The following is a 21,538-nucleotide window of genomic DNA, read 5'->3' on the forward strand; positions in this document are numbered from 1 at the left end:
CTTTTCGTTCAGTCTGCGCACGCGACATGACATCTCTGCACGCCCAGTTCTCAGCAGCGCTTCACGCAGAGTCAAATCTCCCCGCGTATTCCTCTACGCGCGAACCTTCGCGAAAATGTGTGGGGAGCGTGGGGAGTGGCAAGAAATGCCAGGTCAGAGCCTATAAAGTGCTCCCCACCAGTATGGGGAGCATGGTGGGGAGCATGGTGGGGAGCATGGTGGAAGACGCGTCGAACTGGTCCACCAGTGATCGGGAAAGAAATTTACGAACGGGGACTAGCTCGCCCGAGTCCCGAGCTGAAGCTGCAATGCGACAGCCACCACAACACTTCGGGACGGTGCACCGAACTCCGCGACCTTCTCGTCAAGCCAGTCACGTTGAGCCTTGGTGAACCGGAGCTGGACCTGGATCCCTCCGCGGATCTGAGGGGATTTGCGGCGCTTGGGCAAGGAACTGCCGGCAGACTTATTCGCCGCCCCTTGCCGGAGAATCTCCCCGACGTGGTCGATGTGCTCGTCGAGCGCGGCCTCCGCAACGTCGGCGTAGGTTCCGCCGATCCGACCCTTTTCAGCCTTGAGCGCAGTCAAGGTCGCACTGTCGATGTAGATCGGCATGTTCTCGACTGCATCCGCAACGTCCGCTGAACTCTCTGTCGACGACTCGGCGGGCTTCGGCGCTGCCGACGATGCCGGCGATGCTGCGGGCGACTCGGCTGGCTTCGGCGCTGCCGGCGATGTTGCAGGCGACTCGGCGGGCTTCGGCGCTGCCGGCGATGTTGCAGGCGACTCGGCTGGCTTCGGCGCTGCCGGCGCGCTCGGAGCGGCTACAGCGTCTCGGGGTTGCGTTGGCGCGCTCGTCGCGACTGGGTCCGGCGCGTCGTTCTCTCCCTGAGGTGCAGGGTTCCTCGGTTCCGGGGTCTGTACGGCTGGGCGAACAGGTGAAGTAGCGGACGGGCGCGGCGCACGTGACGGCGGAAGGAAATTCGCAAGGCCCGCTCCCCTTCTGCCTGGGCCGCTGGGCGCGGAGAACGCATCTTCGAGGCTTTCGCGTGCAACCTTGCGTGAAGTCATGACACAGCCTCGACTTCCTGATTGATCTCGGTCAATTTGCCGATGATTTCCATCGTGAGCTTTTCGTAGTCCTCGGCGAGCCCAGTTGCATTGCGCGCCAAGAAATCTTCTTCAGGCTTAGTTCCCGCTCGGAGTGCCTTGAGTCGACCCTTCTGCGCGGCAGCAGCTTGAGTTTCGAGCTCGTGGGCGAGGATGCCGTGTCGGCGCAAGTCAAAGCCGGCCGTCTCGAGGTACCGAATGTAGGTGTCGAAGACGGGAGCAGATTCCCCGATGATTTCGTAGACAGAGTCTCGAACCGCGTCTTCGAGTCGAGAAGACCGGGAACCGATGCCGAAGAGGACGACGCCGGCGAGACGAAGGTCAGGATTGACGCGCCGAGCTCGTTTGAACCGCTTCGCGATGCGGGTGAGGCCGTCGAGGCTGCCCTCGTCTGCTCGCGTGGGAATTACCACGCCCTGGCAGCAGGCCAGCACAGCGTCGAGGATCATGACGTCGCCCGGAGGAGTGTCGAACAAGATGAGATCGTAGTCGGACGCGATACCAGAAAGTGACCGGAATAGCAGGTCACCGAGTGTTTCAGGTTCCCCGTCGTCGTCGCCGTGTGACCTGTTTGCGCGTGAAAACATCAGACCCTGGATGTCGGCGAGAGTGGGCCCTCCCGGAACTACGTCGAGACCTGGCCGGACGTCTTTGAGTAGCGGCGGCTCAGTGCCGGTGATGAGGGCGTTGAGCAAGTCCTGACCGTCGGCGACGTCGTATCCGAGGTCGCGGGCGAGATTCCCCTGAGGGTCGAGGTCGAGGATGAGGACTCGCCAACCACCAGCGGCTGCTAGTCCGCCACAATTGGCACTCAATGAGGTCTTCCCTACCCCGCCTTTGCCGTTGGCGAAGGCGATGGTGTTGGGGATCTGCTTGCTGATTGCAGTTTCGGAAACGGCTGCTGCGATGTTCTGGGCCATTTGGTCACTCCGACGTTGGTGAGGTTTCGGATAAAGAATGTCTGCCGGATTTCACGCCGCACAACGCGTAGGACATCGCGTGTGATTGATGGCGGTAATTACCGGGCGTGTTCACGCTGTAGTACATACAGGAATTACTGCGAGGAACCGCGCGGTAATACGTGCGTGAATCGCTGCCTGCATACAGGTAGTGAATCACGGAGGAAAACTACTTGCAAGTCCTACGTGAAAACATGCAGGTAAACACGGTGGAAATCACGCCAGAAACCACGCCGGAATTATGGCGTGAATGCGTGCGTGTGTTTCCGTACGAACCGACGCCGGAAGCTGCGACGGAAGTGTCGCCACAAGACGGGGTGGAAAGCGCAGGAGAAACCTCAGCGGAACCGCCGGAGGAACGCCCACGTGAAATCACGGCGGAATGCCAGCCAGAAGCCCTGCGGGAATACGTGCCGGAAACGGCGGTAGTCGCCACGCCTCAAAGGGCAGTGGAAGCAACAGGGGAACGAAAGCCATATCCGATGGCGGAGAAGGCAGGAGCACCAACAGTGGAACCCGAAGTAGAAGGCGCAACAGCAGGCATGACGGAACCGGTGCCGGAAGTGGCGGCGGATGAAGGCGGAGAAAACCGGAGGACTCGCTGTGGCCGGCCCGACGCAATTCGGGCCAGATCACCCCGGCGTAGTCGCGCGGGCGATATCTCCGTCCACATCGAGACGAATTGAACGGCATGCGCGATGACGGAACTCGCACCATAAACTAGGGTATAAAACTGTTTGACCTGCGAATACTAGTCAATTTGTGAGTGGGGAGAAAGCCTGACGAGGTACCCGGCGAGGATCTCCAGACGGCCCGCGTTCGTGTCGCTGACTGCTGATCCGATTGCTGAGGCCGACCTCGGTCGTCGTATGCAAAGCCTGAAGAAGATCCGAGGTCCGTACGTGTGGTTGCAACTCCACGACGAGGTCGACGAGCGTGTCCTCGAGTAGTTCTTCGGCAGCTCGATAGAGCTTCCACAGTTGGGATAGTTCCCACGCCAGAAGTAAGGGACTGGCGAAGAAGAATCCGGCACACATCTTTCTGATCCTGCGGACTTGAGGATTGCTGAATTGGCCGGCGACGCGAGGGTCGCCCCAGCGCGCGAAGTACGAGCTGGCTGCACAGTCCACGGCGGTCAGATCCAGCAGTGCGGCGATGTCTTCCCAGTGGCCTGCTCCCAAGCCGTACCGGGCCTCCTGCAGGGCCAGCCCGAGTGCACGCTGGCATGTCATCGAGTACTCCGACAGGGCGAGGCGGTATCCCTCCAGATCGCGCAGATCGGCGACGGTCCGGAATTCTTGACATCCTCCGGTGAATTCGGTGGCAACCAGAAGGGCTTCGGTGCCGTCCCAGCGGAACTTCGATTGTTTGTACACCTGTCGATGCCACGCCAGATCATCGATCCAGTGCGCAGGTTCCATGCGCGTCGAACCTAGCGGCAGGGGCATGCCGTCAATGATCGCAGCAATACGAGCCGCTGTCACGAGGAGTGCGGACGGACACGAGGCGTGAGTCAGCGAGCGAGCGGACGGTGGTCATTCGGTCGTTGACTGCGGGACGGTCGACAACCAGTAGCCCACTGGAAGGGTTACGGAAGGGCTCGCGCTGATGTCAGGTGGACCATTGGTGGGCGCATGGTGGGCGAATGGTGGGCGTGCGGTGACGTAGTGGGGAGGTGTCTTTGTGGCGCGAGCGGGCCCTCGGTTGGGTGTGTAACACCATGTTGTCGGGGCCAGGGGCAGACATATGCCAGGGTCAACCGTTCGGCGATGTGTGAACGGACGCTGCCTGTGCTCCCGTGGTGGGAGAAACCGAGATCGACCGAATGGGGACTGAAGTCCTTTTCTTCGTCAATTCGCTTGCGGTTATGCAAATTTCAATCAAATTCCGTGGCCGTCCAGTCGCCTCGATGTCGGGTCATCGACGGGCTGAATTCCGGCGACAGGGCCTCAATTGACGCCACATCGGAGTATGTGTGACGGATGTTACACAGGCAGTGGAAACCCTGTTCTACCACCGAATTGCGGGTTGTTTGGGATTCCATACGAACCGCGCCGTTTATTTGCCTCTGTCAGATAACTGCAGGTCAGATTAGGGTGCTTGCGATGGTTTACCCGCTTTGCAACGTTCTTCCTATTTGGAGCGGGTAACTGACGTGTTCGTGGTGTAACTACCCGCCGCTATACCTAGTCGTGTGGCACAAGGTCAGGGCCACACGCCACACGGCCGAAGCGATAGGCGGATACAGATGATTGAGCAATCAGGAGACGATCACACGTCTCAGCGGCAACCTGAGCGCCTTTCTTCGCGCGCCTACGGGATCAGTCACGGGGGAGTGCGATGAGCTCCCCACGAGCCACTGAGCCGACACTCTCACAAGGACTCCCCGGGATGCGTCGCCGCCACGAATCCCTCGAAGCTGACTTCGCCACACCAGCGAGCGCTACCTATGCGCTCGTGCCCGACGACGACGATCTCACTGATCCCGTCGTGTCCTCGAATGTCCATCTGCCCACTGCCATCGCCGCACAGTTGGCCGAAGCGCGAACCGAACGTCGGCTGACCACCGGCGAATTCATCATCTGGGCGATCGAAGAAACACTCGATCATCTCAACGACTACGTCCACCCCGGTGGCGTGGTCGGCGGGCGCCTCTTCAAAGCCAGGGGAGTGGGATCGACATCGCCGGCAAAAGTCCCCACCACGCCGGTGGCCTATTCCCTTCGCGCCTCCGACTTCGACGTGCTCGACGAACTGAAGAAGTCCTTCGCCGCGCGATCCCGGAGTCAACTCATCACTGCGGCACTGACCGCGCACTTTCAGCTTGAGACCGAAAAGGACTGAAACCCATGGTTTTCGAAAAACTCCGCACGACAGCAAAGTCCAAAGCCATCGGGGAAGACGTCGATCCGGACAACCCCACCACCCGGCGCGGTTCAGACTTCACCGCAACCTCGAGAACGAAAGTTCGGCGCCGCCCGATCTTCCTCGCAGCCGGCATCGCCTTAGTCGTCGTCTTCGTCATCGGAGCTGTCGCCCTGGTCAACGGAATGCGTCAAGTGACGAATGTACTGGTGGTCTCGCATGACATCGCCCAAGGCCAGCAGATCACCTCGCAAGACCTCACCACCAAACAAGTGAACGCCGACGCTGGAATCGCCTCCGTCGCAGTGGAAGACAAAGCCTCCGTCGTCGGCCAGGCAGCGGCCGTACCGATCCCCAGTGGCACCGTTCTGAACCCCAACGCAGTGACCACAGCTGTCATCCCCGGCAAAGGCCTGACCCTCGTGGGTGTCACCGTCAGCTACTCGAAACTACCCGCCGAACCGCTCCGAGCCGGCGACCAGGTCCGCATCGTCGACACTCCCCGGGACCAGGATGATTCCCCAGTTCAGGGCCCTATAACCAGCAAAGCGCAGGTCGTTTCGACCAGGTTGATTCCGGAAACGTCGGAAACCACCGTCGACGTTCTGGTACAGGCCGACGAAGCCTCCTGGGTATCGGCGCGAGCAGCGACACGGCGCGTCGCTATCGTGCTCGACACCAGAGAGAAGTAGTCAAATGTTCGTCGTACTCGCGTCGGCAACCGGCGCTCCTGGCGTCTCGACAACCGCCCTCGGGCTTGCATTAAGTTGCGAGAGCGTCGGCGTTCTCTATGTCGAAGCCGATCCCGTCGGTGGATCGCCCTTGCACAGCGGCTATTTCAAGTCCTCCCGAGAATCCGCACTCGCTCGCGGCCGCCGATCACTGATCAACCTGGTTGAACCCGCACGACATGGACAGATCGGGCAAGCATTCGGCGCCCAGACACTGAACATCCCAGAGACCAATGTCTGGGCCGTGCCAGGACTCAGAACTGCATCACAAGCAGATTCCATGACCTCCACGTGGGGACCGCTCGGCGCGCACCTGCGCACAATCGATCGGAATGGAGCGACAATCATCGTCGACGCCGGCCGAATCGGACATCGTTCGGGGCCACACGACCTGATGGTGCAATCCGACCTGATCCTGGTAGTAACCCGAACGAGCGCAACAGCTCTCGGCTCACTCAAGGGCGTACTCGACCAGTTGCGCGGCCAGCTCCGAGCGATTCGGTCACCCGCAGCACTCGGGCTCGTGGTGATCGACGACAAGTACTATGGAGCCGCGGAGATCGCAAAGTCTTTCGGTGTCGATGTCGCCTTCACCCTCCCCGATTCCCCGAAACACGCGAAAATCTTCTCAGAAGGTCACCAGCTCACCAAGTTCCAGAGAACCCAGTCCCGATACCTGCGGAATCTCGAAGGTGCATGGCCGAAGATGCAGACCTACGTCGAAGAACATCGGCCCGAATGGGTGAATGCGTCCCGGAATCAAACACTCCCGAGCAACCCGTCAGCCCGTGAAGCCCTTGGAGAGCCGTCATGACAGACCGCAACGAACAAGACCCGGCACGCGTTCCACTCTGGTTGGTACTGAACGAGGTCGACGAAGCCGACGCCTTGACGATCGACCAGCAGTCAGCCCCACAGGTTGCACCAGGGGCCCACGAAAACGCTGACGCTCACCCCCTCGGCGCGTCAAGCTCCCATCCCCAGCATCGTAGTAACAGTGCCGCGGCCAACCTCCTCAGCGCCGCAGGTCACGGCAATGCCGCCCCCGTCTCGGCCGAGCAACCCTGGCATGCTCCTCCCATCCCGAAGAACACTGCGAAGCCAATCGATTCCGCAATGAATGCTGTTGCGTACCGGCGTCTGGTGCGCAAGCTCGTCGACGAAGCCTCACAAGAGCTCACGTCAATCGTCTCCGAGCGAAAAGCAGACGTCGCCTCCGAGGACGCCCCCGACACTCTCCTTCCGTACACCAAAGACGAAGAGCAGGCCAAGGGCCGCGATATCATCGCCGACAAGGTCAAACGCCACATAGCCGCGGGAATCGAAAGGGGCTCCGGCGCAATCGATCCAGGCGAAGAGGCGCAACTCGCACAAGACGTCTACAACACCATCTTCGGGCTCGGCCCCCTTCAGGTCCTCGTCGACGACCCGAGCATCGAAAATGTTCTCCTCACAGGCACCAGCGTCCTCGTCATGTATCCGGACGGTCGTATCCAGAAGCGCCCCAACATCTTCGACTCCGACGAAGAACTTATCGACTGGCTGATCAACCTCGGTCAACGCGCTGACGGCGGCGGCCGCACATTCGCAGTCAACAATCCGCATCTGCGACTGAACCTTCCCGGCAACATCCGCCTCTCCGCGATGGCATGGACCGTCCCCGAACCCCATGTCGCGATCCGCCTGCACCGCCTCAAAAACATCACACTCGACACCCTCGTCGGATACAAAGTCATGCCCGACCTCCTGTCCCAACTGCTCACCGCGATGGTTATCGGCGGAGCATCCATCGTCACGTCAGGACCCATGGGCTCGGGTAAGACAACGCTCACCAGAGCGCTCGCGAACGCCTTGCCGGTCGAAACTCGAATCGGCACAGCCGAAACCGAACGAGAACTGTTCCTCCACGACATGCCCGGCCGTAAAGGGTTCGTCGTGCCGGCCGAGGTGATCAACGGCGGTGGGGAACGAGACTCGACGACAAACGAATTCAAAGGCGGCACAGACCTGTCCGCCATCCTCTACGCGTTCGTGCGCATGCACCTCGAACGAGTAATCGTCGGTGAGGTAGCAGGCAAAGAGATCATCGCGATGTTCAAAGCGATGCAGATGGCCAAAGGCTCTCTCTCCACCACCCACGCAGACGACGCAAAAGGCGCGATCAACCGCCTGGTTACCGTGGCTCTCGAAGCAGGCGTCACCGAACGCTATGCCATCCGACAGGTCGCCGCCCACATCAACCTGATCATCCAGCTCGATACGTCCTACTCCGTCAACGACGCCGGTGAACGTGTCCACACCCGCTACATCAGTGAAGTGATTTGGATCGAGCCGGGGGAGGAGGGCATGCCGGCAGTATCCACGGTCTATCAAGGCCGCCCCGGCGGCACCGGAGAATACGGAACCCTGCCCCCCAAACTTCGCCGCAAAGTCATCGAAGGCGGGTTCCCCGAACACCTGATCCCGCTCCACTCACTGGAATTCGAGGAAGGACACTAACCATGTACACCCTGATGGCAGTTCTCCTCGTCCTCCTACTTCTGGGCGCTCTCACACTGATCTACCACGGCTGGAAAGACCGCAGAGACCCCACAGCCCCCCAGAAACACCGCCGAACCACCATCCACATCAGCCGAAAGTATCGCCTCCTCATCATCGCCGGCACCCTCGTCGGCGCGCTGACCTGGATGGTGAGCGGATGGTTCATCGCACTACCCATCAGCCCCATCGCATTCGTCGCTCTGCCTTACCTTCTCGGCAAACCAGCAGCCGAAGGGGAAATCGCCAGACTCAACGCCATGGAAGAGTGGGTGAGAAACCTCAGCGGCGTACTTGCTGTAGGAACGGGCATCGAGCAAGCAATCATCGCCACCCACAAAGCGATGCCAGAAGCCCTCACCGACGAAATCAGCCGACTGATCCAAAGGCTCCGCACCAACACACCGATCAACGACGCACTCCGAAGCTTCGCAACTGACCTCGACGACGCCACCGGCGACCTCATCGTGGGATCACTCATCCAAAGCGCCGCCATCCGTGGATCCGGACTCACCGCAGTCCTCGACCGACTGTCCCGGTCAGTGGCCGAAGACGTCAGGAACCGCCGAGCAGTCGAAGCGGCACGCAAAGGCAGCCGCACCACCGCTCGATGGGTCACCATCATCACGATCGGTTTCATCACAGGCCTCTTCGTTCTCACCGACTACATGGCCTTCTACAAAACACCAGCAGGGCAACTGATCTTCGTCGTCGAAATAGCCGCCTTCATCGGATGTCTCCTCTGGATGAAGAAGCTCGTACAACCACCGAAACTCCCGCGATTCCTCGGAACGACCCGCAAAGCGGCGAACGAGAAAAGCGAGAGCTTCATCGAGGGAGTTCTGTCATGACATTTCAGATCCAAGCCGCCCTGTTGGCGGTAGTTCTCTGCGTCGGACTCATCTGCCTGTTCCTGCGTTTCGCACCAGCACAAGCATCTCTGTCCGAAGTGCTCGACAACCTCGGCGCCCACCGCTCCACCGACAAACCCGCCGACATCAACGTCGACGAATCCGTTCGAGGAAAAGTGGGAAGGCGAGTACTCCCGTACACCGCAGACTCCACGATCCTCAAAATTCCTCGATCAGATCTCGCGATCCTCAAAATCGAGGTTCCATACTTTCTCGGGGACAAGGTTCTTTCTGCGCTCCTCGGCCTACTTTTCTTCCCCGCCGTCAATCTCATGCTCACGATCCTCGGCCGCGGGATCCCCTGGGGCATCCCCGCAATCCTCTCCCTCGCCATCGCTGCAGCGTGCTTCGTCGCCCCAGACATCGAAGTCCGGAAGAAAGCTGCCGTAGCCCGTGAGGAATTCGGCCGCTCCCTCGGCGCCTACATCGAATTCGTCGCACTCAACCGCACAGGCGGCGTCGGAGCCGTGCAGAGCCTTGAAAGAGCCGCAGCAGTGGGCGACAGCTGGGTCTTCCGGCGCCTCGACGAAGAACTCATGCGAGCTCAACGATCCGGACAAGCGCCGTGGGACACCCTCACCCGAATCTCCGGCGAACTCGAGCTACCCGACCTCGCCGACCTCGCCGACATCATGACGTTGACCGGCGAACAAGGAGCATCGGTCGCCGTCACCCTCAGCGCCCGCGCATCCGCACTGCGAAACGCTCAACTCTCCGACGAACTCGGCAAAGCCGGCTCCTCGACCGAGAAGATCCAAGCTCCCCTCGCGCTCATCGGAATCGTCTTCATGATCATGCTGTTCATCCCAGCCATGTCCAGCATCATTCTCGGATCGTCCTGAGGAAGAGTCCAATGGCAACTATTCAATTACCGCCCCAAAGGCGCACCAGCGACCAGAGTGCGAACGCCCCACCAGCGCAAACACGCATTCTCGGCAGTACCCCCCAACAATTCCGCGCTAACCTGCAAACGCCAAGTTTCTGCCTACTCAAAAAAACTTTCACCCAGGCGGTCACAGCGGCACACGAAACGGACCTCTTCATTAGTAGAGGGAAAAACAAACAGGAGGAACCCAGATGATCACCAATTTCGCCCACCGCGCACAGCGCGCAACCACCGTCACCACCCTCGCTGGCATCGCGATGATCACCGGATTCCTCGATCGAGCCAGCGGATCCAACCGACGACGTTCTGACCGCGGATCAATGCTCGAATACGTCATCATCGCGGCCGGCGTGGTGACTCTCGCAATCGCAGTCGTCGCATACATCGGACCCGTTGTCATGCGCTACCTCAACCAGATCCAGTAGCAACCCCACCAGGTGCAAGGGTGGATCGCCGCAACCCTCCTGAAACCCCAGGAACACAAACAACGCGTTCCTCCGACGATCCACCCTCACCAAAAAATTCGAGCCAGCGATGCAGAACGGAGCGAGACGATGACACTCATCAACCGCAACCGGCACAACGACAGCGGAAGCATCCTGCGTCTCTGGATCATGTCCGCAGCAGTCTGCCTCATCGCGATCTTCGTCCTCATCCAGCTAGGCCCAACAGTTCAGCGTTACCTCGCAACCATCGTCTGAACACACACCAACGAAGGAGGGGCGATCATGCGGCCACCCACAGCAACACCACTCGCACGCTTGAAGTCTCGGCTCGGCAACGACCGCGGTGGCGTTCTGGAAACCGTCATCATCTGGCCAGTCGTCCTCCTACTGTTCTTCGGCGCAGTCCAAGGAGCGTTGTACTTCCACGCCCGCAACGTAGCGATGAAAGCAGGCGAAGAAGGACTCCGCCAAGCACGAACACAATTCGGCACATCAGCAGCAGGAACAGCCGCCGCCTACGGATTCATCGCACAGACCGGCGCCACAGTCCTACGGGGCCCCGCCGTCACAGTGACACGCAACCAACGCGAAGCCGCAATCCAGATTGTGGGACAACCGATCTCGCTCATCCCCTTCCTGAACCTGACCATCAACATCGATCAAAGCGCACCCGTCGAACGCATCACCAACCCCGGAGACCTCTGGTGAGCGGCCACCGCCCGGTACCGGCCCGGACGTCGGAAACTGTCAACCACAGCGGAGGGAAGGTCACCGCAATGACGGACTCACTCAGGAATGAACAGACCGTGGATGAGAACAGTCGCCTATCCCTCAAAGAAGTAATTTGGGGGATCCTGTTCACCGGATCCATTACCGCGGCTCTCTACTTCTACAGCCCAGACGCGATAGTCACCGTCATCCTCGGAACCGGACACCCCATCCCATGAACCCGACACACGCGCGTCCTACGAGCGGAGAAACCTATGATGCGAACACGCAGAAACTGGCTCCTCGTGGCCGCATCCCTCTCACTCTTTCTCCTAGCCCTAGGGGTAACGACCGGATTCGATCCCGACATCCTCTTCCCTTACCGGCCTCTACCGTACTGAACGCAATGACCAACCTACGCAAACGAATACACGCCAACGACCGCGGCGCCGAAACCCTCGAACTCGTCATACTGACGCCATTCATCCTGCTCCTCATCGGCGTCATCATCGTCGGCGGCATGGTCACCATGGCACACCAAAAAGTCGAACACGCCGCAGCCGAAGCATCCCGATCAGCCTCCCTCGCACGAACAATGTCCCAGGCCACCACAAGCGCAACCGAAGCAGCAACATCGGACCTCGCCGCAAAAGGACTCAACTGCGTCAACCTCTCCATCAGCACCGACGCCAGCGGTTTCCGCACCCGCCCCGGCGTGAGAGGCACCGTCCAAACCACCGTCACATGCGACGTCTCCCTCGACTCACTCGGCCTCGTCGGAATCAGCGGAGTCCGCACCATCCGCCACACAAGCTCCTCACCGATCGACACCTACCGAGAGAGAGTCCGATGAACACACTCATCGCGAAACTCCGCAACAAACAAAACGACCAAGGATCAATCGTCCTCTGGGCAGTCATAGGAGCATTCGCTCTACTCCTCGCCCTCGGCCTCGTCGTAGACGGCGGCGGAAAGCTCCACGCCAAACAACAAGCCCAACTCGTAGCCGAAGAAGCAGCACGCGCCGCAGGCCAAGCCGTCATCACCCCACTCGCCGCACGCGGAACAGCCGTCGTCGTCAACCCCGCAACCGCCATGATCGAAGCGCAAAAGTACCTCAACGCAACCGACATCAAAGGCGTAGTCGTCCCCACCGGCCCCAACACCCTCCTGATCACCACGACAGCGCACTACACACCGAAAGTCCTCGGCCTCATAGGACTCGGAGAACAAACAGTCGTCGGAACAGCACACGTGAACCTCAACCGCACCAACACCGGCGCCGGAGCAATCGGCGCACCATGAGCGAACCCGGGACCCGGCCCCACCCCGCCCCCGCGCACCCCAGCAGCGAAGGCATCACAACCCCCACCACTTATCGAACGAGCGAGAGGACCACGACGTGAACGTCGCCGCAGCCCGCCTCAAAGGCCTGCTCTACCTCATTGCACTCCTCTCGCTCACCGCCGGAATCCCGTTCGCGCTCTACACATTCGCCGGAAACCCACTCGCCGGCATCACCAGCCTGACCCTCGACACCGTCAAAGAAGCACTCACCACCCAAGACGACGGAACCCTGTTCCTCTCCGCACTGACGATCATCGGCTGGATCGCCTGGGCCACCTTCACCTACTCGATCATCATCGAACTCGCTGCAGCACTCCGCGGCGTCAAAGTCAGACGAATCAAAGGACTCCAGCTCCAACAACACTCGGCAGCAATACTCGTCAGCGGCGCACTCCTACTGATCACAGCCGGCACAGCAACAGCCACCCCCGCAGCCGACATCCTCGGACCCAACCACACCTCACCCACCTCGATCAGCGCACCCGCCTTCCTCAACGACACCCACACCCAGACCCCACAACAGAACGCCCCCTCCTGGACGAAAACACCAGCACAGACAGCTGCCGGAACAACCATCGTCACCGAATCGGGCGACACACTCTGGGGCCTCGCCGAACGGCACCTCGGAGACGGAACACGCTATCCGGAAATCCAGTCACTGAACCAAAACGCAATCCCAAACGAAGCCTGGATCGACGCAGGCCTCACGCTCACACTGCCTGCAGCACCCGAGAAGCAGCTCGACGGCGCCTACACAGTAAAGGCCGGCGACACACTGTGGGACCTCGCCGAAACGTATCTCGGTGACGGCTCCCTCTACCCCCAAATCCACGGCGCCACCGGACCACTGACTACAGACGTGATCCAGATCGGCCAACAACTCTTCCTGACGCACACCTCCATCAGCGCAGAAGAAGCTCCGCCGGCAGTATCACCCACCCCCGCGGAGGAATCGTCCGCACCGCAGGCCGCCCCCGCACCTGTACCTGAACCTGAACCGCAGCAGCCCGCGCCCGAGTTGATCCCGGACGTCGCACAGGCACCTGAGGATGCAGCACCGGCAACTCCTGAAGTGGCCCCTCAGGCTCCAACCGCCGAAGCCGCAGAGGCCCCCGCAGCCGAAGCACCCGAGGCTCCCGCTTCATCTGCACCGTCCGAGGCAGCAGGGGAGCAGTCACCGTTGGTGGTTCCCGATGTTCCCGAGCTACCGGAGCTGGTGCCCGGTGGCGACGAGATGGCTCAGGCCGAAGCGCGTGCCGCGGAGGAAGCTGCCGCGCGGATCTTCGGTATCGAGATCCCCGGTGCTCCCGCTGCAGAAGCCCCCGCACCCGAAGCTGCACCCGCGCCCGAAGCTGCACCCGCGCCCGAAGCTGCACCGGCGCCCGAAGCTGCACCGGCGCCCGAAGCTGCACCGGCGCCCGAAGCTGCACCCGCGCCCGAAGCTGCACCCGCGCCTGCACCCGAGTTGGTTCCGGACGTCGCAGAGACCCCCACCGCACCTCCGGAGGCTCCCGTCTCGCCTGCACCGTCCGAAGCGGCAGGGGAGCAGTCACCGTTGGTGGTTCCCGATGTTCCCGAGCTACCGGAGCTGGTGCCCGGTGGCGACGAGATGGCTCAGGCCGAAGCGCGTGCCGCGGAGGAAGCTGCCGCGCGGATCTTCGGTATCGAGATCCCCGGTGCTCCCGCTGCAGAAGCCCCAGCGGCAGAAGCTCCGGCGCCCGAGCCTGCCCCGCCGGTCCCTGTTGACGTACCCGCCCCCAGCGAAGCGCCTGACGTCGCCCCCGCACCAGCACCGGACCTCCACGAGAACTCACCCCTCGCCTCCGCCCCCACCGCGCCAAGTGCCCCCAAAGCACCGATTTCCCCATCCGAGCAGCTCAACACACCGGAAACTGCACCAGAACGCACAACAGAAGCAGCACCAGAATCAGCGCCAGAGACCAGCGCACCACAGGCCGCACCCGCAGACACCGACAACCTCGAAACACTCGTCCCCCTCAACACCACCGCCCCACAAGTGCCGGAAAACACCGCAGCAACGACAGCCCTCACCTCAACCGACAACGCCCAAGACAGCAAAACCGTCATGGGACTATCCGCACTCGCCGGCATCGCCCTCCTCGCCGGCGTCGGACTGTTCCGCCGCCGACAGCAGAACCGCCGGCGCCGCGGAGAACGCATCCCGATGCCCCAACCCTCGACCGCACTCGTCGAACAGCAGATCCGCGACAACGCAGACCCCGCCCTCCTCGACCTCCTCGACAAAGCACTCCGCGACGTCGCCGACATCTGCCGCACCAACTCCATCCCACTACCCGCACTACTCGGAGTCTTCCTTCACGACCGCAGCATCGAACTCGCGCTCGTAGACGACATCGAACTACCCGCCCCATGGCAACGCGACGCCGAGACGTCGGCCTGGACCATCACCGCCGACGACGAACTCGAACCCCCACTCACCACCGTCAGCCCCTACCCAGCCCTGGTGGAAATCGGCGAAGTCGAAGGCGGATCCAGACTCCTCCTCAACCTCGAACAGCTTTCCCACCTCGGAATCGCAGCCCCCACAGCAGAGGCCCGCGACATCATCCGAGCGCTCGCAGTGTTCCTCGCCTTCTCCCCGCTCGGCGACAACCTCAAACTCACCCTCGTGGGCACAGGCGAAGCCCTCGCGCGCCCGAACACCGACGGATCAGCACTGATCGAGTACGCCCCAACCGCCGACGCAGTCCTCGAACGACTCGCCCGCCACACACGAACCGACGCACAAGCCCTCGCGGACAACGGAATCGACGACATCGCGCAGGCACGCATCGAATACACCGACAGCGCCATCACCAATCCCGAAATCATCCTGCTGTCCGAGCCCCTCACACCCGCACAACGCGAAGTCTTCGACAACATCCTCGCCAACGCACCACGAGTCGCGTTCGCCGCGGTCACCGCTGCAGACGACCCCACAGCAGACTGGACACTGACCACCGGAACCGACGGATCCGCCACACTGCGCCGGCCGGGCAGACCCGCGTTCGACCTCAGACCCGCACGCATCTCCGAAGCAGAATTCGACGCAATCATCGACGTCCTCGAAACAGCAGACGCCGACCCCATCGCTGACGCCGCTTCCCAGAACGACCCATGGACAGCGGAAGCCTTCGACGACCGCATCGCAGAAGCAACATCGGTCGACGATCTCCTACCCCACCAGGCGCCGACCGTCCATATCCTCGCAACAGAACCGAACTTCGACACCGCAACAAAAGAATTCGACGACACCGAGGCCGACACTGAAACCCTCACCTACCTCGACCCCGCCGACGAATCATCGATCAACAACACACCAGACACCGCAGAGAACACGCCACCCTTCGCGATGGCGATCGCGCCGACACCAGACAACACACTCTCCGTCGACGAACACATCTGGATCCACGTCCTCGGGACCCCACGCGTGACAGCACTCAACGAAGGATCCGACGTCGGCCGACGACCTCACCTCACCGAACTCGCAGCCCTCATCGCCACCCACCCACACCCCGGAATTCGCGGACCCCAAGTCGACGAAAAGATCTGGCCCAAGCAGACATACGCAGACCTCAGCTTCTCCGAACAAACCACAAAACGCACCGCCCGCCGAAACACCGCCTTCACCAGACTCCGCAACTTCCTCGGCGAAACCGCCACCGGAGACCTCGCATTCCCCAAGGTCTTCGATAACACCGGCAACACCCCATACCGCCTCGACGACACCGTCCACACCGACTGGGACATCTGGAACAACCTCATCGGAGGACACCCCGCCACCGCCGACCACAACGAACTGACCACAGCCGTCGCCCTCGTGGAAGGCGCCCCATTCACCACGAAGAAGGCCCCCGCACGATACGGCTGGGCAGAAGAACTACGCCAGAACATGATCTCCGAACTCACCGATGCCATCGAAGAACTCTCAGCACGTCACCTACAAGAAGGCGACACGCGCACCGCACTCGAACTCGCTCAAAAAGGTCTCGAGGTCGACGAATACCATGAAGGCCTCTGGCGACTCGCGATCATCGCAACCCACGGCAGCGACGACATCACCGCCACACAAGGCCTCATCGACACCCTGCTCACCAAACTCGCAGAACTAGACGTCGACCCCAACGAGCAGACAGCTGAACTACTCCAAATACTCGACGATTTCCACGACACAACCGGTGAGCGCCCCTACCGGATCACCCAGAGAGCATCCTGATGCGAACCAACAGACCCAGAGAGCCCAACAACTGGACATGCGAAAGTGTGACGTCCAGCCGATACGCTCCGAACAACACCGATAGGGCTCCCGAACCGGAAGCACTGAAGGGGGAACCATGACACTCAACATCTTCCGTAAGACGGCAGCTTTGACGTTTGGACTCGTCACAGCCGCCGCCGTTGTCTCTGCTTGTGGAACGGACGGCGACACTTACGATCCCGCGCCGACCTCAACACAACAGCCAGTCCTGACAGGCCCGGAGGGATCACTCAAGTCACCAGAACAACAAGCAACAGAAGCTGCTATCGCAAAGTCGAACGAGTTCTTTGCTGTGCTGGCAAAGGTAGAAAACGATCCGGCGACGGACATAAATGTTCTGGATACCGTCGCAAGCGGAAAGATCCTCGAGCAGCTGAAGAACAGCGTGACTCTGCGCCGTTCTCAAGGGATCGTCGGATCAGGTGCCGCCACAGTTATTGACGCCACTTCGACAAAGGTCGAAGCGCCGAAAGATGCTGACGGCACGCCCATCGCGGAACCAGCGACGGTTTCGCTGCGGGTATGTGTGGACACCTCAAATTACGAGCAGCGCCGCCCCGACGGCACAAGCGTGCTCGATCCGAGTCGATCGATGCAGGAGCTCGGCAAGCCGACCCTCGAAAACCCGAGTTGGCCCGATGCCAGTGGGTGGCGAGTGGTCTCGGACGCTGTCACTAAGTCGGGAACACCATGCGATGCACCATAAGCACTTTCAGCTCAGCGAAGGGGCATGACATGAATGTTGAAACACGACGTCGACCGATCGGCGTTTTTGCGATGGTGCTGTCGGGTCTAACGGTTGCGAGCATCTTGTTTCCTAATGCCGCGTCGGCTCAGCCAGGGGTCAGCTCTGGAGGCGCATTCGGTGGCGGACTAGGCGGGAACACGGTAACGGCGGGAGCCTCCTACGTATCGGTTCCGGCTGCGGGTGGTGGCGCAGGCACTACCGGAGGTGGTGTGGGAGCGGCAGCCGGTGGTGCTGCAGGAGCAGGCGGTGGTGCTGCAGGCCCTGGCGCCGGCGGCGCCGCTGCTCCACCGCCGCCAGCCATTATCAACCAGATTCAGCAAGGCGCGTGCCTCGGAACGCCGGGTGGGTGCCCAGCGCCTCCTGCCGTACCCGGTGTTGATGTCCCACCCACTCCGGTGACCCTCGCCGAGGTCATGAATGTCGTTTCATCCGCAGTTTCTGCGTTGCAGGTCGAGCCAATTGACATCGGAATTACCCCTCAACCTGCAGACAGTGGAGCAACGGGGCTTGTGGGCTTCAACTCCTGGATATGGGCGAACAACCCCACTGAAGCGCAGGTCGGGCCCATCAATCGTACGGTTACTACTGGCGTCATTACCGTCAACATGAATGCCGTGAATACTGGGCTCGCGGTCAATTACGGAGACGGACTGCCGACCGTCCCGCCAGTGTGTCCGGTCCTTGCGCCGGCGTACACGGACGCTGCTCTAGGTCTCCCCAGCCCCGCATGCAATCACTTCCTGCAAAAGAGTTCGATCACTGAGCCAGGAGGGACATTCCGTCCCAGTGTGACGAGCCTGTGGGTAGTGACGTGGACGGCCGTAACCCCAGGCCAAGCCTTTGGAGGAACCATCCCAATTGCACCGACTGCTACAACCGAAGTTCGTGTCGGTGAAATGCAAGTGCTGGTCACTAATTGACGAGATGAGTTCTCACGTTCACGCGAAACCTCGACGATTCCCCGGGCATCACTTGCCCGGGGAATCGTCTTTCGCGGGAGACGCGGGACTGTTTCTTAATCGGTGTTTTGGCCCCGACGCGCTGGGTGAATGCCCGGCGGGGAAGGTGCCGTGATGACGACACTGGATGATGTGACCAAGAAGAAATCGACACCACCGTCGGCCGAGGAGGCCGCGGCAGCGGAGCTGGTGCGTTTAGCGAAGGAACAGGGCCTGTCGCTGACGGGTCCGGACGGTCTGCTCAAGCAGTTCACGAAGACGGTCCTCGAGACCGCATTGAACGAGGAGATGACCGAGCACCTCGGGCACGGGAAGAACGAGGCGCCACCGGATCGGACGACGACGAACATCCGCAACGGGACCCGGCCCAAGACAGTGCTCACCGGGACCACCGGCCACGTCCCGATCGAGGTTCCCCGGGATCGCGAAGGCACCTTCGAACCGCAGATCGTGAAGAAACGACAGCGGCGGCTCAATGGTGTTGATGAAGTGGTGTTGTCGTTGTACGCCAAGGGATTAACGACCGGTGAGATCAGCGCTCACTTCGCAGAAATCTACGGTGCATCGGTCTCGAAGGAGACGATCTCGCGGATCACCGACAAAGTGATCGAGGAAATGCAGGACTGGTCAGCCCGGCCGCTCGATGAGGTGTACGCGGCAATCTTCATCGATGCCATAGTCGTGAAGGTCAGAGACGGCCAGGTCGCGAACAGGCCGATCTATGCCGCGATTGGGGTGAGTCTGGACGGGCGCCGCGACGTGCTGGGATTGTGGGCCGGCACCGGCGGCGAGGGCGCCAAGTTCTGGATGAGCGTGCTCACTGACATTCGCAATCGCGGCACCAGGGACGTGTTTTTCCTGGTCTGCGATGGCCTCAAGGGACTGCCGGAGGTTGTCGAGCACGTCTGGCCAGCCACCACGGTCCAGACCTGTGTCGTGCATTTAATCCGGAACACTTTTCGGCTCTCAGCTCGTCAGCACTGGGACGCACTCAAACGCGACCTCAAACCCATCTACACCGCCCCGAGTGAACCGGCGGCACGAGCGGCGTTCGACGAGCTGGCCGAGCACTGGGGCACACGGTATCCGGCGATCATCCGGCTGTGGGACAACGCGTGGGAGGAGTTCATCCCCTTTCTCGACTATGACACCGAGATACGTCGAGTCATATGCTCTACCAACGCTATTGAATCCCTGAACGCGCGCTACCGGCGGGCTGTGAAAGCTCGCGGCCATTTCCCCAGCGAGCAAGCCGCGCTCAAATGTCTGTACCTGGTGACCCGTTCACTGGACCCGACGGGCAGGGGTCAGGCACGATGGATCACACGGTGGAAACCCGCTCTCAACGCCTTCGCGATCACCTTCGCGGACCGTTGGCCCGGATCAGAAACCTACTAATGAACAACGGCCGAAACACCGTTAACGTGATAGTCCCGGAGACGCTGTGATTTCCTGAAGATCGGAAACCCATGTGCCACAGTGAACCGCATGCAGAATCGTGGAATTGCTCCTGCTGAGTTGGACGCAGGCTGGGCTCATGACCACCGAGACAGGAATTTCTTACTATGAACGATGGTGACCGCCAAGTCTCTGAGATCGATCATGGCAACATACGAAGCGTGGACCGAGGCTCTGACATCGATCGTCGTACGCGCGATTCGTTCAGACGTCCTTGACTGCACAGATAGCACGTCACGGCTCGCAGATACTCTCTGCGCCTGGTTTGTTGGCACTGTAAAAGTTGCGGCGAGTCTGGATCAAATCCACACGATCACTAAGCGGATCGATGATGTGCTGTTGTTGTGGTGCGGTACCGACCCGGTGGCGGCCCGGATGATCGAAGGAGCGTCTGTGTGAATAGCGACTTATCAAATCAGAGGCCCCACCCCGCCTCATACACCGAACTCGTTTATCGAGAGCTATTTTCGGACTTTCGAAGAGCCGCCATCGGCGCTGATGGAGCTGCGTCCTCGTAGATAGAGTGGTTCACTGCATCGATGATTGCACCGACACAGTGAACCGTGTGCACACTACGCCAGCAATGCGCCTCGTCGATTGTATGCCAGTTCGATCAGATTTCTGGCGCCTTTTGTTGTGAGGACGCGAGTGATGTTCTGTCGCGGTTCAGTTGGCTGGTCAAGGACGGCTCGGCTGATTGGTGCGTCGGCTATTGGTGTTTGGTGGCATCCCGAGACGTGAGTGGTGACGCGACCTTGCGAGTGTGCAGGTGCGATGATCTGGGAAGTGTCGCTGACATTGCAGTGCGTGTTCTGGTTCTGCCGGGCGAAAGGCGTGAGAAATTTTGAGGGATGTAGAGCGCTTGATGTTGGGTGTCCCCTTCTGCATGTTGGTGATTTCCGGTTTGATCGTTGTCACGGGCTTGCTTGACTTGTCCCCGGCCGCAGCCGTTTTGGTCGCGAGCGGTGTTACCTTGGCGCTGTTCTGCACAGTATTTGGGATCTGGTTGCTGATTGACCGAGTTCGGTGCCGGCGAGCTAAGTGACACGGTCGATGGTGTTGCTCTCCAGGTAATCTTGCATCATCCTTGCGATAATCTTGCTGGCCGAGTGTGTTGAGTAGGTACAGGAAAGTGACGGTCCGATGTCGATTATGGTGACCGCAGTCGTTGTGGCGGGTTTCTTCGTTGTGTTCGGTCACTTCGCCGGTGTTCCGCGAACTCAAACAGTTGCCACCATCGTGGTGGTTCTGGTGTCCGCTGTGCCGACGCTGTGGATCGACGAAACCACCTCGTTTGCAGTTGCATTCGGCATCTTTGTCTCCACGGGTGTTCTCGCGTCCCTTGCTCTGGGGGGAATGTGGTTTCTTGCGAGGTACGTGCGCGGCCGTCGCGACTCGCGTTTGTCCAATTCTGGCGGCGAACTGGGTGGCGTGGTTAGCTGAGGCGCTTGTCGTCGAAGCGTTTTTGTTGCCAAAGGCTTGGACGTTTTCAGCTGAAGGGTGCAAGGGTTTCGGGCCCTGTCGCGGTCGTAGTTTCGTGGCAATTGTCGATATCGTTGTCATTTAGACGCTGGTTCAGTGACAGGTGGGGTG

21 protein-coding genes are annotated in these 21,538 nt (G+C 60.7%); 18 read left to right on the top strand and 3 right to left on the bottom strand.

Annotation, left to right across the window (positions count from 1 at the left end):
* Positions 1–276: 276 nt before the first annotated feature.
* Positions 277–615: a hypothetical protein gene (locus BH682_RS34115; protein ID WP_030537743.1), complete on the bottom strand. Its 339-nt coding sequence runs from the start codon at positions 613–615 to the stop codon at positions 277–279.
* On the opposite strand from BH682_RS34115, the gene BH682_RS34120 reads away from it, so the two are divergent.
* The gene (locus tag BH682_RS34120) at positions 614–892 is read left to right on the top strand and encodes a hypothetical protein (RefSeq protein ID WP_075836487.1); all 279 of its coding nucleotides are present in this window, start codon (positions 614–616) and stop codon (positions 890–892) included. The genes BH682_RS34115 and BH682_RS34120 overlap by 2 nt on opposite strands.
* 175 nt (positions 893–1,067) lie before the next feature.
* On the opposite strand, the gene BH682_RS34125 is transcribed toward BH682_RS34120, so the two are convergent.
* On the bottom strand, positions 1,068–2,030 hold the full coding sequence (locus BH682_RS34125; RefSeq protein WP_030537745.1) for a ParA family protein: 963 nt from the start codon (positions 2,028–2,030) through the stop codon (positions 1,068–1,070).
* A gap of 233 nt (positions 2,031–2,263) precedes the next feature.
* On the opposite strand from BH682_RS34125, the gene BH682_RS36145 reads away from it, so the two are divergent.
* A complete protein-coding gene (locus tag BH682_RS36145) occupies positions 2,264–2,755 on the top strand; it encodes a hypothetical protein (protein WP_143542649.1) in 492 nt (163 codons plus the stop codon).
* Between the two features lie 69 nt (positions 2,756–2,824).
* On the opposite strand, the gene BH682_RS34130 is transcribed toward BH682_RS36145, so the two are convergent.
* A complete protein-coding gene (locus BH682_RS34130; protein ID WP_030537746.1) occupies positions 2,825–3,517 on the bottom strand; it encodes a hypothetical protein in 693 nt (230 codons plus the stop codon).
* A gap of 892 nt (positions 3,518–4,409) precedes the next feature.
* On the opposite strand from BH682_RS34130, the gene BH682_RS34135 reads away from it, so the two are divergent.
* The 16 genes from BH682_RS34135 (at position 4,410) to BH682_RS34215 (ending at position 21,388) form a co-directional block, all read left to right on the top strand.
* Positions 4,410–4,913, top strand: coding sequence for a hypothetical protein (locus BH682_RS34135; RefSeq protein WP_143542648.1), 504 nt, complete (start codon positions 4,410–4,412; stop codon positions 4,911–4,913).
* A 5-nt stretch (positions 4,914–4,918) separates the two neighbouring features.
* Positions 4,919–5,626 (top strand): SAF domain-containing protein, encoded by a 708-nt coding sequence (locus BH682_RS34140; RefSeq protein ID WP_051720975.1) that lies wholly within the window; start codon positions 4,919–4,921, stop codon positions 5,624–5,626.
* A 4-nt stretch (positions 5,627–5,630) separates the two neighbouring features.
* On the top strand, positions 5,631–6,479 hold the full coding sequence (locus BH682_RS34145) for a hypothetical protein (RefSeq protein WP_075836489.1): 849 nt from the start codon (positions 5,631–5,633) through the stop codon (positions 6,477–6,479).
* Positions 6,476–8,164: a CpaF family protein gene (locus tag BH682_RS34150; RefSeq protein WP_083954822.1), complete on the top strand. Its 1,689-nt coding sequence runs from the start codon at positions 6,476–6,478 to the stop codon at positions 8,162–8,164. Before BH682_RS34145 ends, BH682_RS34150 begins: the two co-directional genes overlap by 4 nt.
* Before the next feature lie 2 nt (positions 8,165–8,166).
* Positions 8,167–9,054 carry a type II secretion system F family protein gene (locus BH682_RS34155; RefSeq protein ID WP_075836491.1) on the top strand — a complete coding sequence of 296 codons (888 nt, stop codon included), beginning with the start codon at positions 8,167–8,169 and terminating at the stop codon, positions 9,052–9,054.
* On the top strand, positions 9,051–9,956 hold the full coding sequence (locus BH682_RS34160) for a type II secretion system F family protein (protein ID WP_030537752.1): 906 nt from the start codon (positions 9,051–9,053) through the stop codon (positions 9,954–9,956). Before BH682_RS34155 ends, BH682_RS34160 begins: the two co-directional genes overlap by 4 nt.
* Positions 9,957–10,191: 235 nt before the next feature.
* A complete protein-coding gene (locus BH682_RS34165; RefSeq protein ID WP_030537753.1) occupies positions 10,192–10,425 on the top strand; it encodes a hypothetical protein in 234 nt (77 codons plus the stop codon).
* A gap of 129 nt (positions 10,426–10,554) precedes the next feature.
* Positions 10,555–10,701, top strand: coding sequence for a hypothetical protein (locus tag BH682_RS36150; protein ID WP_155277957.1), 147 nt, complete (start codon positions 10,555–10,557; stop codon positions 10,699–10,701).
* A 27-nt stretch (positions 10,702–10,728) separates the two neighbouring features.
* Positions 10,729–11,154 (top strand): TadE family protein, encoded by a 426-nt coding sequence (locus BH682_RS34170; protein ID WP_030537754.1) that lies wholly within the window; start codon positions 10,729–10,731, stop codon positions 11,152–11,154.
* A 98-nt stretch (positions 11,155–11,252) separates the two neighbouring features.
* Positions 11,253–11,393 carry a hypothetical protein gene (locus tag BH682_RS36155; RefSeq protein ID WP_155277958.1) on the top strand — a complete coding sequence of 47 codons (141 nt, stop codon included), beginning with the start codon at positions 11,253–11,255 and terminating at the stop codon, positions 11,391–11,393.
* A 167-nt stretch (positions 11,394–11,560) separates the two neighbouring features.
* Positions 11,561–12,007: a TadE/TadG family type IV pilus assembly protein gene (locus BH682_RS34180; RefSeq protein ID WP_075836493.1), complete on the top strand. Its 447-nt coding sequence runs from the start codon at positions 11,561–11,563 to the stop codon at positions 12,005–12,007.
* Positions 12,004–12,459 carry a pilus assembly protein TadG-related protein gene (locus BH682_RS34185; RefSeq protein ID WP_030537757.1) on the top strand — a complete coding sequence of 152 codons (456 nt, stop codon included), beginning with the start codon at positions 12,004–12,006 and terminating at the stop codon, positions 12,457–12,459. Before BH682_RS34180 ends, BH682_RS34185 begins: the two co-directional genes overlap by 4 nt.
* A gap of 97 nt (positions 12,460–12,556) precedes the next feature.
* Positions 12,557–16,738: a LysM peptidoglycan-binding domain-containing protein gene (locus BH682_RS34190; RefSeq protein ID WP_075836495.1), complete on the top strand. Its 4,182-nt coding sequence runs from the start codon at positions 12,557–12,559 to the stop codon at positions 16,736–16,738.
* 118 nt (positions 16,739–16,856) lie between these two features.
* Positions 16,857–17,486 carry a hypothetical protein gene (locus tag BH682_RS34195; RefSeq protein WP_075836497.1) on the top strand — a complete coding sequence of 210 codons (630 nt, stop codon included), beginning with the start codon at positions 16,857–16,859 and terminating at the stop codon, positions 17,484–17,486.
* A 1,115-nt stretch (positions 17,487–18,601) separates the two neighbouring features.
* A complete protein-coding gene (locus BH682_RS34200; RefSeq protein ID WP_075836670.1) occupies positions 18,602–19,885 on the top strand; it encodes an IS256 family transposase in 1,284 nt (427 codons plus the stop codon).
* Between the two features lie 1,203 nt (positions 19,886–21,088).
* Positions 21,089–21,388 (top strand): hypothetical protein, encoded by a 300-nt coding sequence (locus BH682_RS34215; protein ID WP_143542581.1) that lies wholly within the window; start codon positions 21,089–21,091, stop codon positions 21,386–21,388.
* Positions 21,389–21,538 lie beyond the last annotated feature (150 nt).

It is taken from the genome of Rhodococcus sp. YL-1, from assembly GCF_001942025.1.
GTDB lineage: Bacteria > Actinomycetota > Actinomycetes > Mycobacteriales > Mycobacteriaceae > Rhodococcus_F > Rhodococcus_F qingshengii.

What these genes read in the sequence shown, in the direction of transcription:
- BH682_RS34185 (WP_030537757.1), top strand. Translation starts at nt 12,004, where the DNA reads ATGAACACACTCATCGCGAAACTCCGCAACAAACAAAACGACCAAGGA.
- BH682_RS34180 (WP_075836493.1), top strand. Translation starts at nt 11,561, where the DNA reads ATGACCAACCTACGCAAACGAATACACGCCAACGACCGCGGCGCCGAA.
- BH682_RS34215 (WP_143542581.1), top strand. Translation starts at nt 21,089, where the DNA reads ATGTCGATTATGGTGACCGCAGTCGTTGTGGCGGGTTTCTTCGTTGTG.
- BH682_RS34165 (WP_030537753.1), top strand. Translation starts at nt 10,192, where the DNA reads ATGATCACCAATTTCGCCCACCGCGCACAGCGCGCAACCACCGTCACC.
- BH682_RS34145 (WP_075836489.1), top strand. Translation starts at nt 5,631, where the DNA reads ATGTTCGTCGTACTCGCGTCGGCAACCGGCGCTCCTGGCGTCTCGACA.
- BH682_RS34125 (WP_030537745.1), bottom strand. Translation starts at nt 2,030, where the DNA reads ATGGCCCAGAACATCGCAGCAGCCGTTTCCGAAACTGCAATCAGCAAG.
- BH682_RS34140 (WP_051720975.1), top strand. Translation starts at nt 4,919, where the DNA reads ATGGTTTTCGAAAAACTCCGCACGACAGCAAAGTCCAAAGCCATCGGG.
- BH682_RS34195 (WP_075836497.1), top strand. Translation starts at nt 16,857, where the DNA reads ATGACACTCAACATCTTCCGTAAGACGGCAGCTTTGACGTTTGGACTC.
- BH682_RS34200 (WP_075836670.1), top strand. Translation starts at nt 18,602, where the DNA reads ATGACGACACTGGATGATGTGACCAAGAAGAAATCGACACCACCGTCG.
- BH682_RS34130 (WP_030537746.1), bottom strand. Translation starts at nt 3,517, where the DNA reads ATGCCCCTGCCGCTAGGTTCGACGCGCATGGAACCTGCGCACTGGATC.
- BH682_RS36150 (WP_155277957.1), top strand. Translation starts at nt 10,555, where the DNA reads ATGACACTCATCAACCGCAACCGGCACAACGACAGCGGAAGCATCCTG.
- BH682_RS34150 (WP_083954822.1), top strand. Translation starts at nt 6,476, where the DNA reads ATGACAGACCGCAACGAACAAGACCCGGCACGCGTTCCACTCTGGTTG.
- BH682_RS34155 (WP_075836491.1), top strand. Translation starts at nt 8,167, where the DNA reads ATGTACACCCTGATGGCAGTTCTCCTCGTCCTCCTACTTCTGGGCGCT.
- BH682_RS34120 (WP_075836487.1), top strand. Translation starts at nt 614, where the DNA reads ATGTTCTCGACTGCATCCGCAACGTCCGCTGAACTCTCTGTCGACGAC.
- BH682_RS34115 (WP_030537743.1), bottom strand. Translation starts at nt 615, where the DNA reads ATGCCGATCTACATCGACAGTGCGACCTTGACTGCGCTCAAGGCTGAA.
- BH682_RS34170 (WP_030537754.1), top strand. Translation starts at nt 10,729, where the DNA reads ATGCGGCCACCCACAGCAACACCACTCGCACGCTTGAAGTCTCGGCTC.
- BH682_RS34160 (WP_030537752.1), top strand. Translation starts at nt 9,051, where the DNA reads ATGACATTTCAGATCCAAGCCGCCCTGTTGGCGGTAGTTCTCTGCGTC.
- BH682_RS36145 (WP_143542649.1), top strand. Translation starts at nt 2,264, where the DNA reads ATGCAGGTAAACACGGTGGAAATCACGCCAGAAACCACGCCGGAATTA.
- BH682_RS34135 (WP_143542648.1), top strand. Translation starts at nt 4,410, where the DNA reads ATGAGCTCCCCACGAGCCACTGAGCCGACACTCTCACAAGGACTCCCC.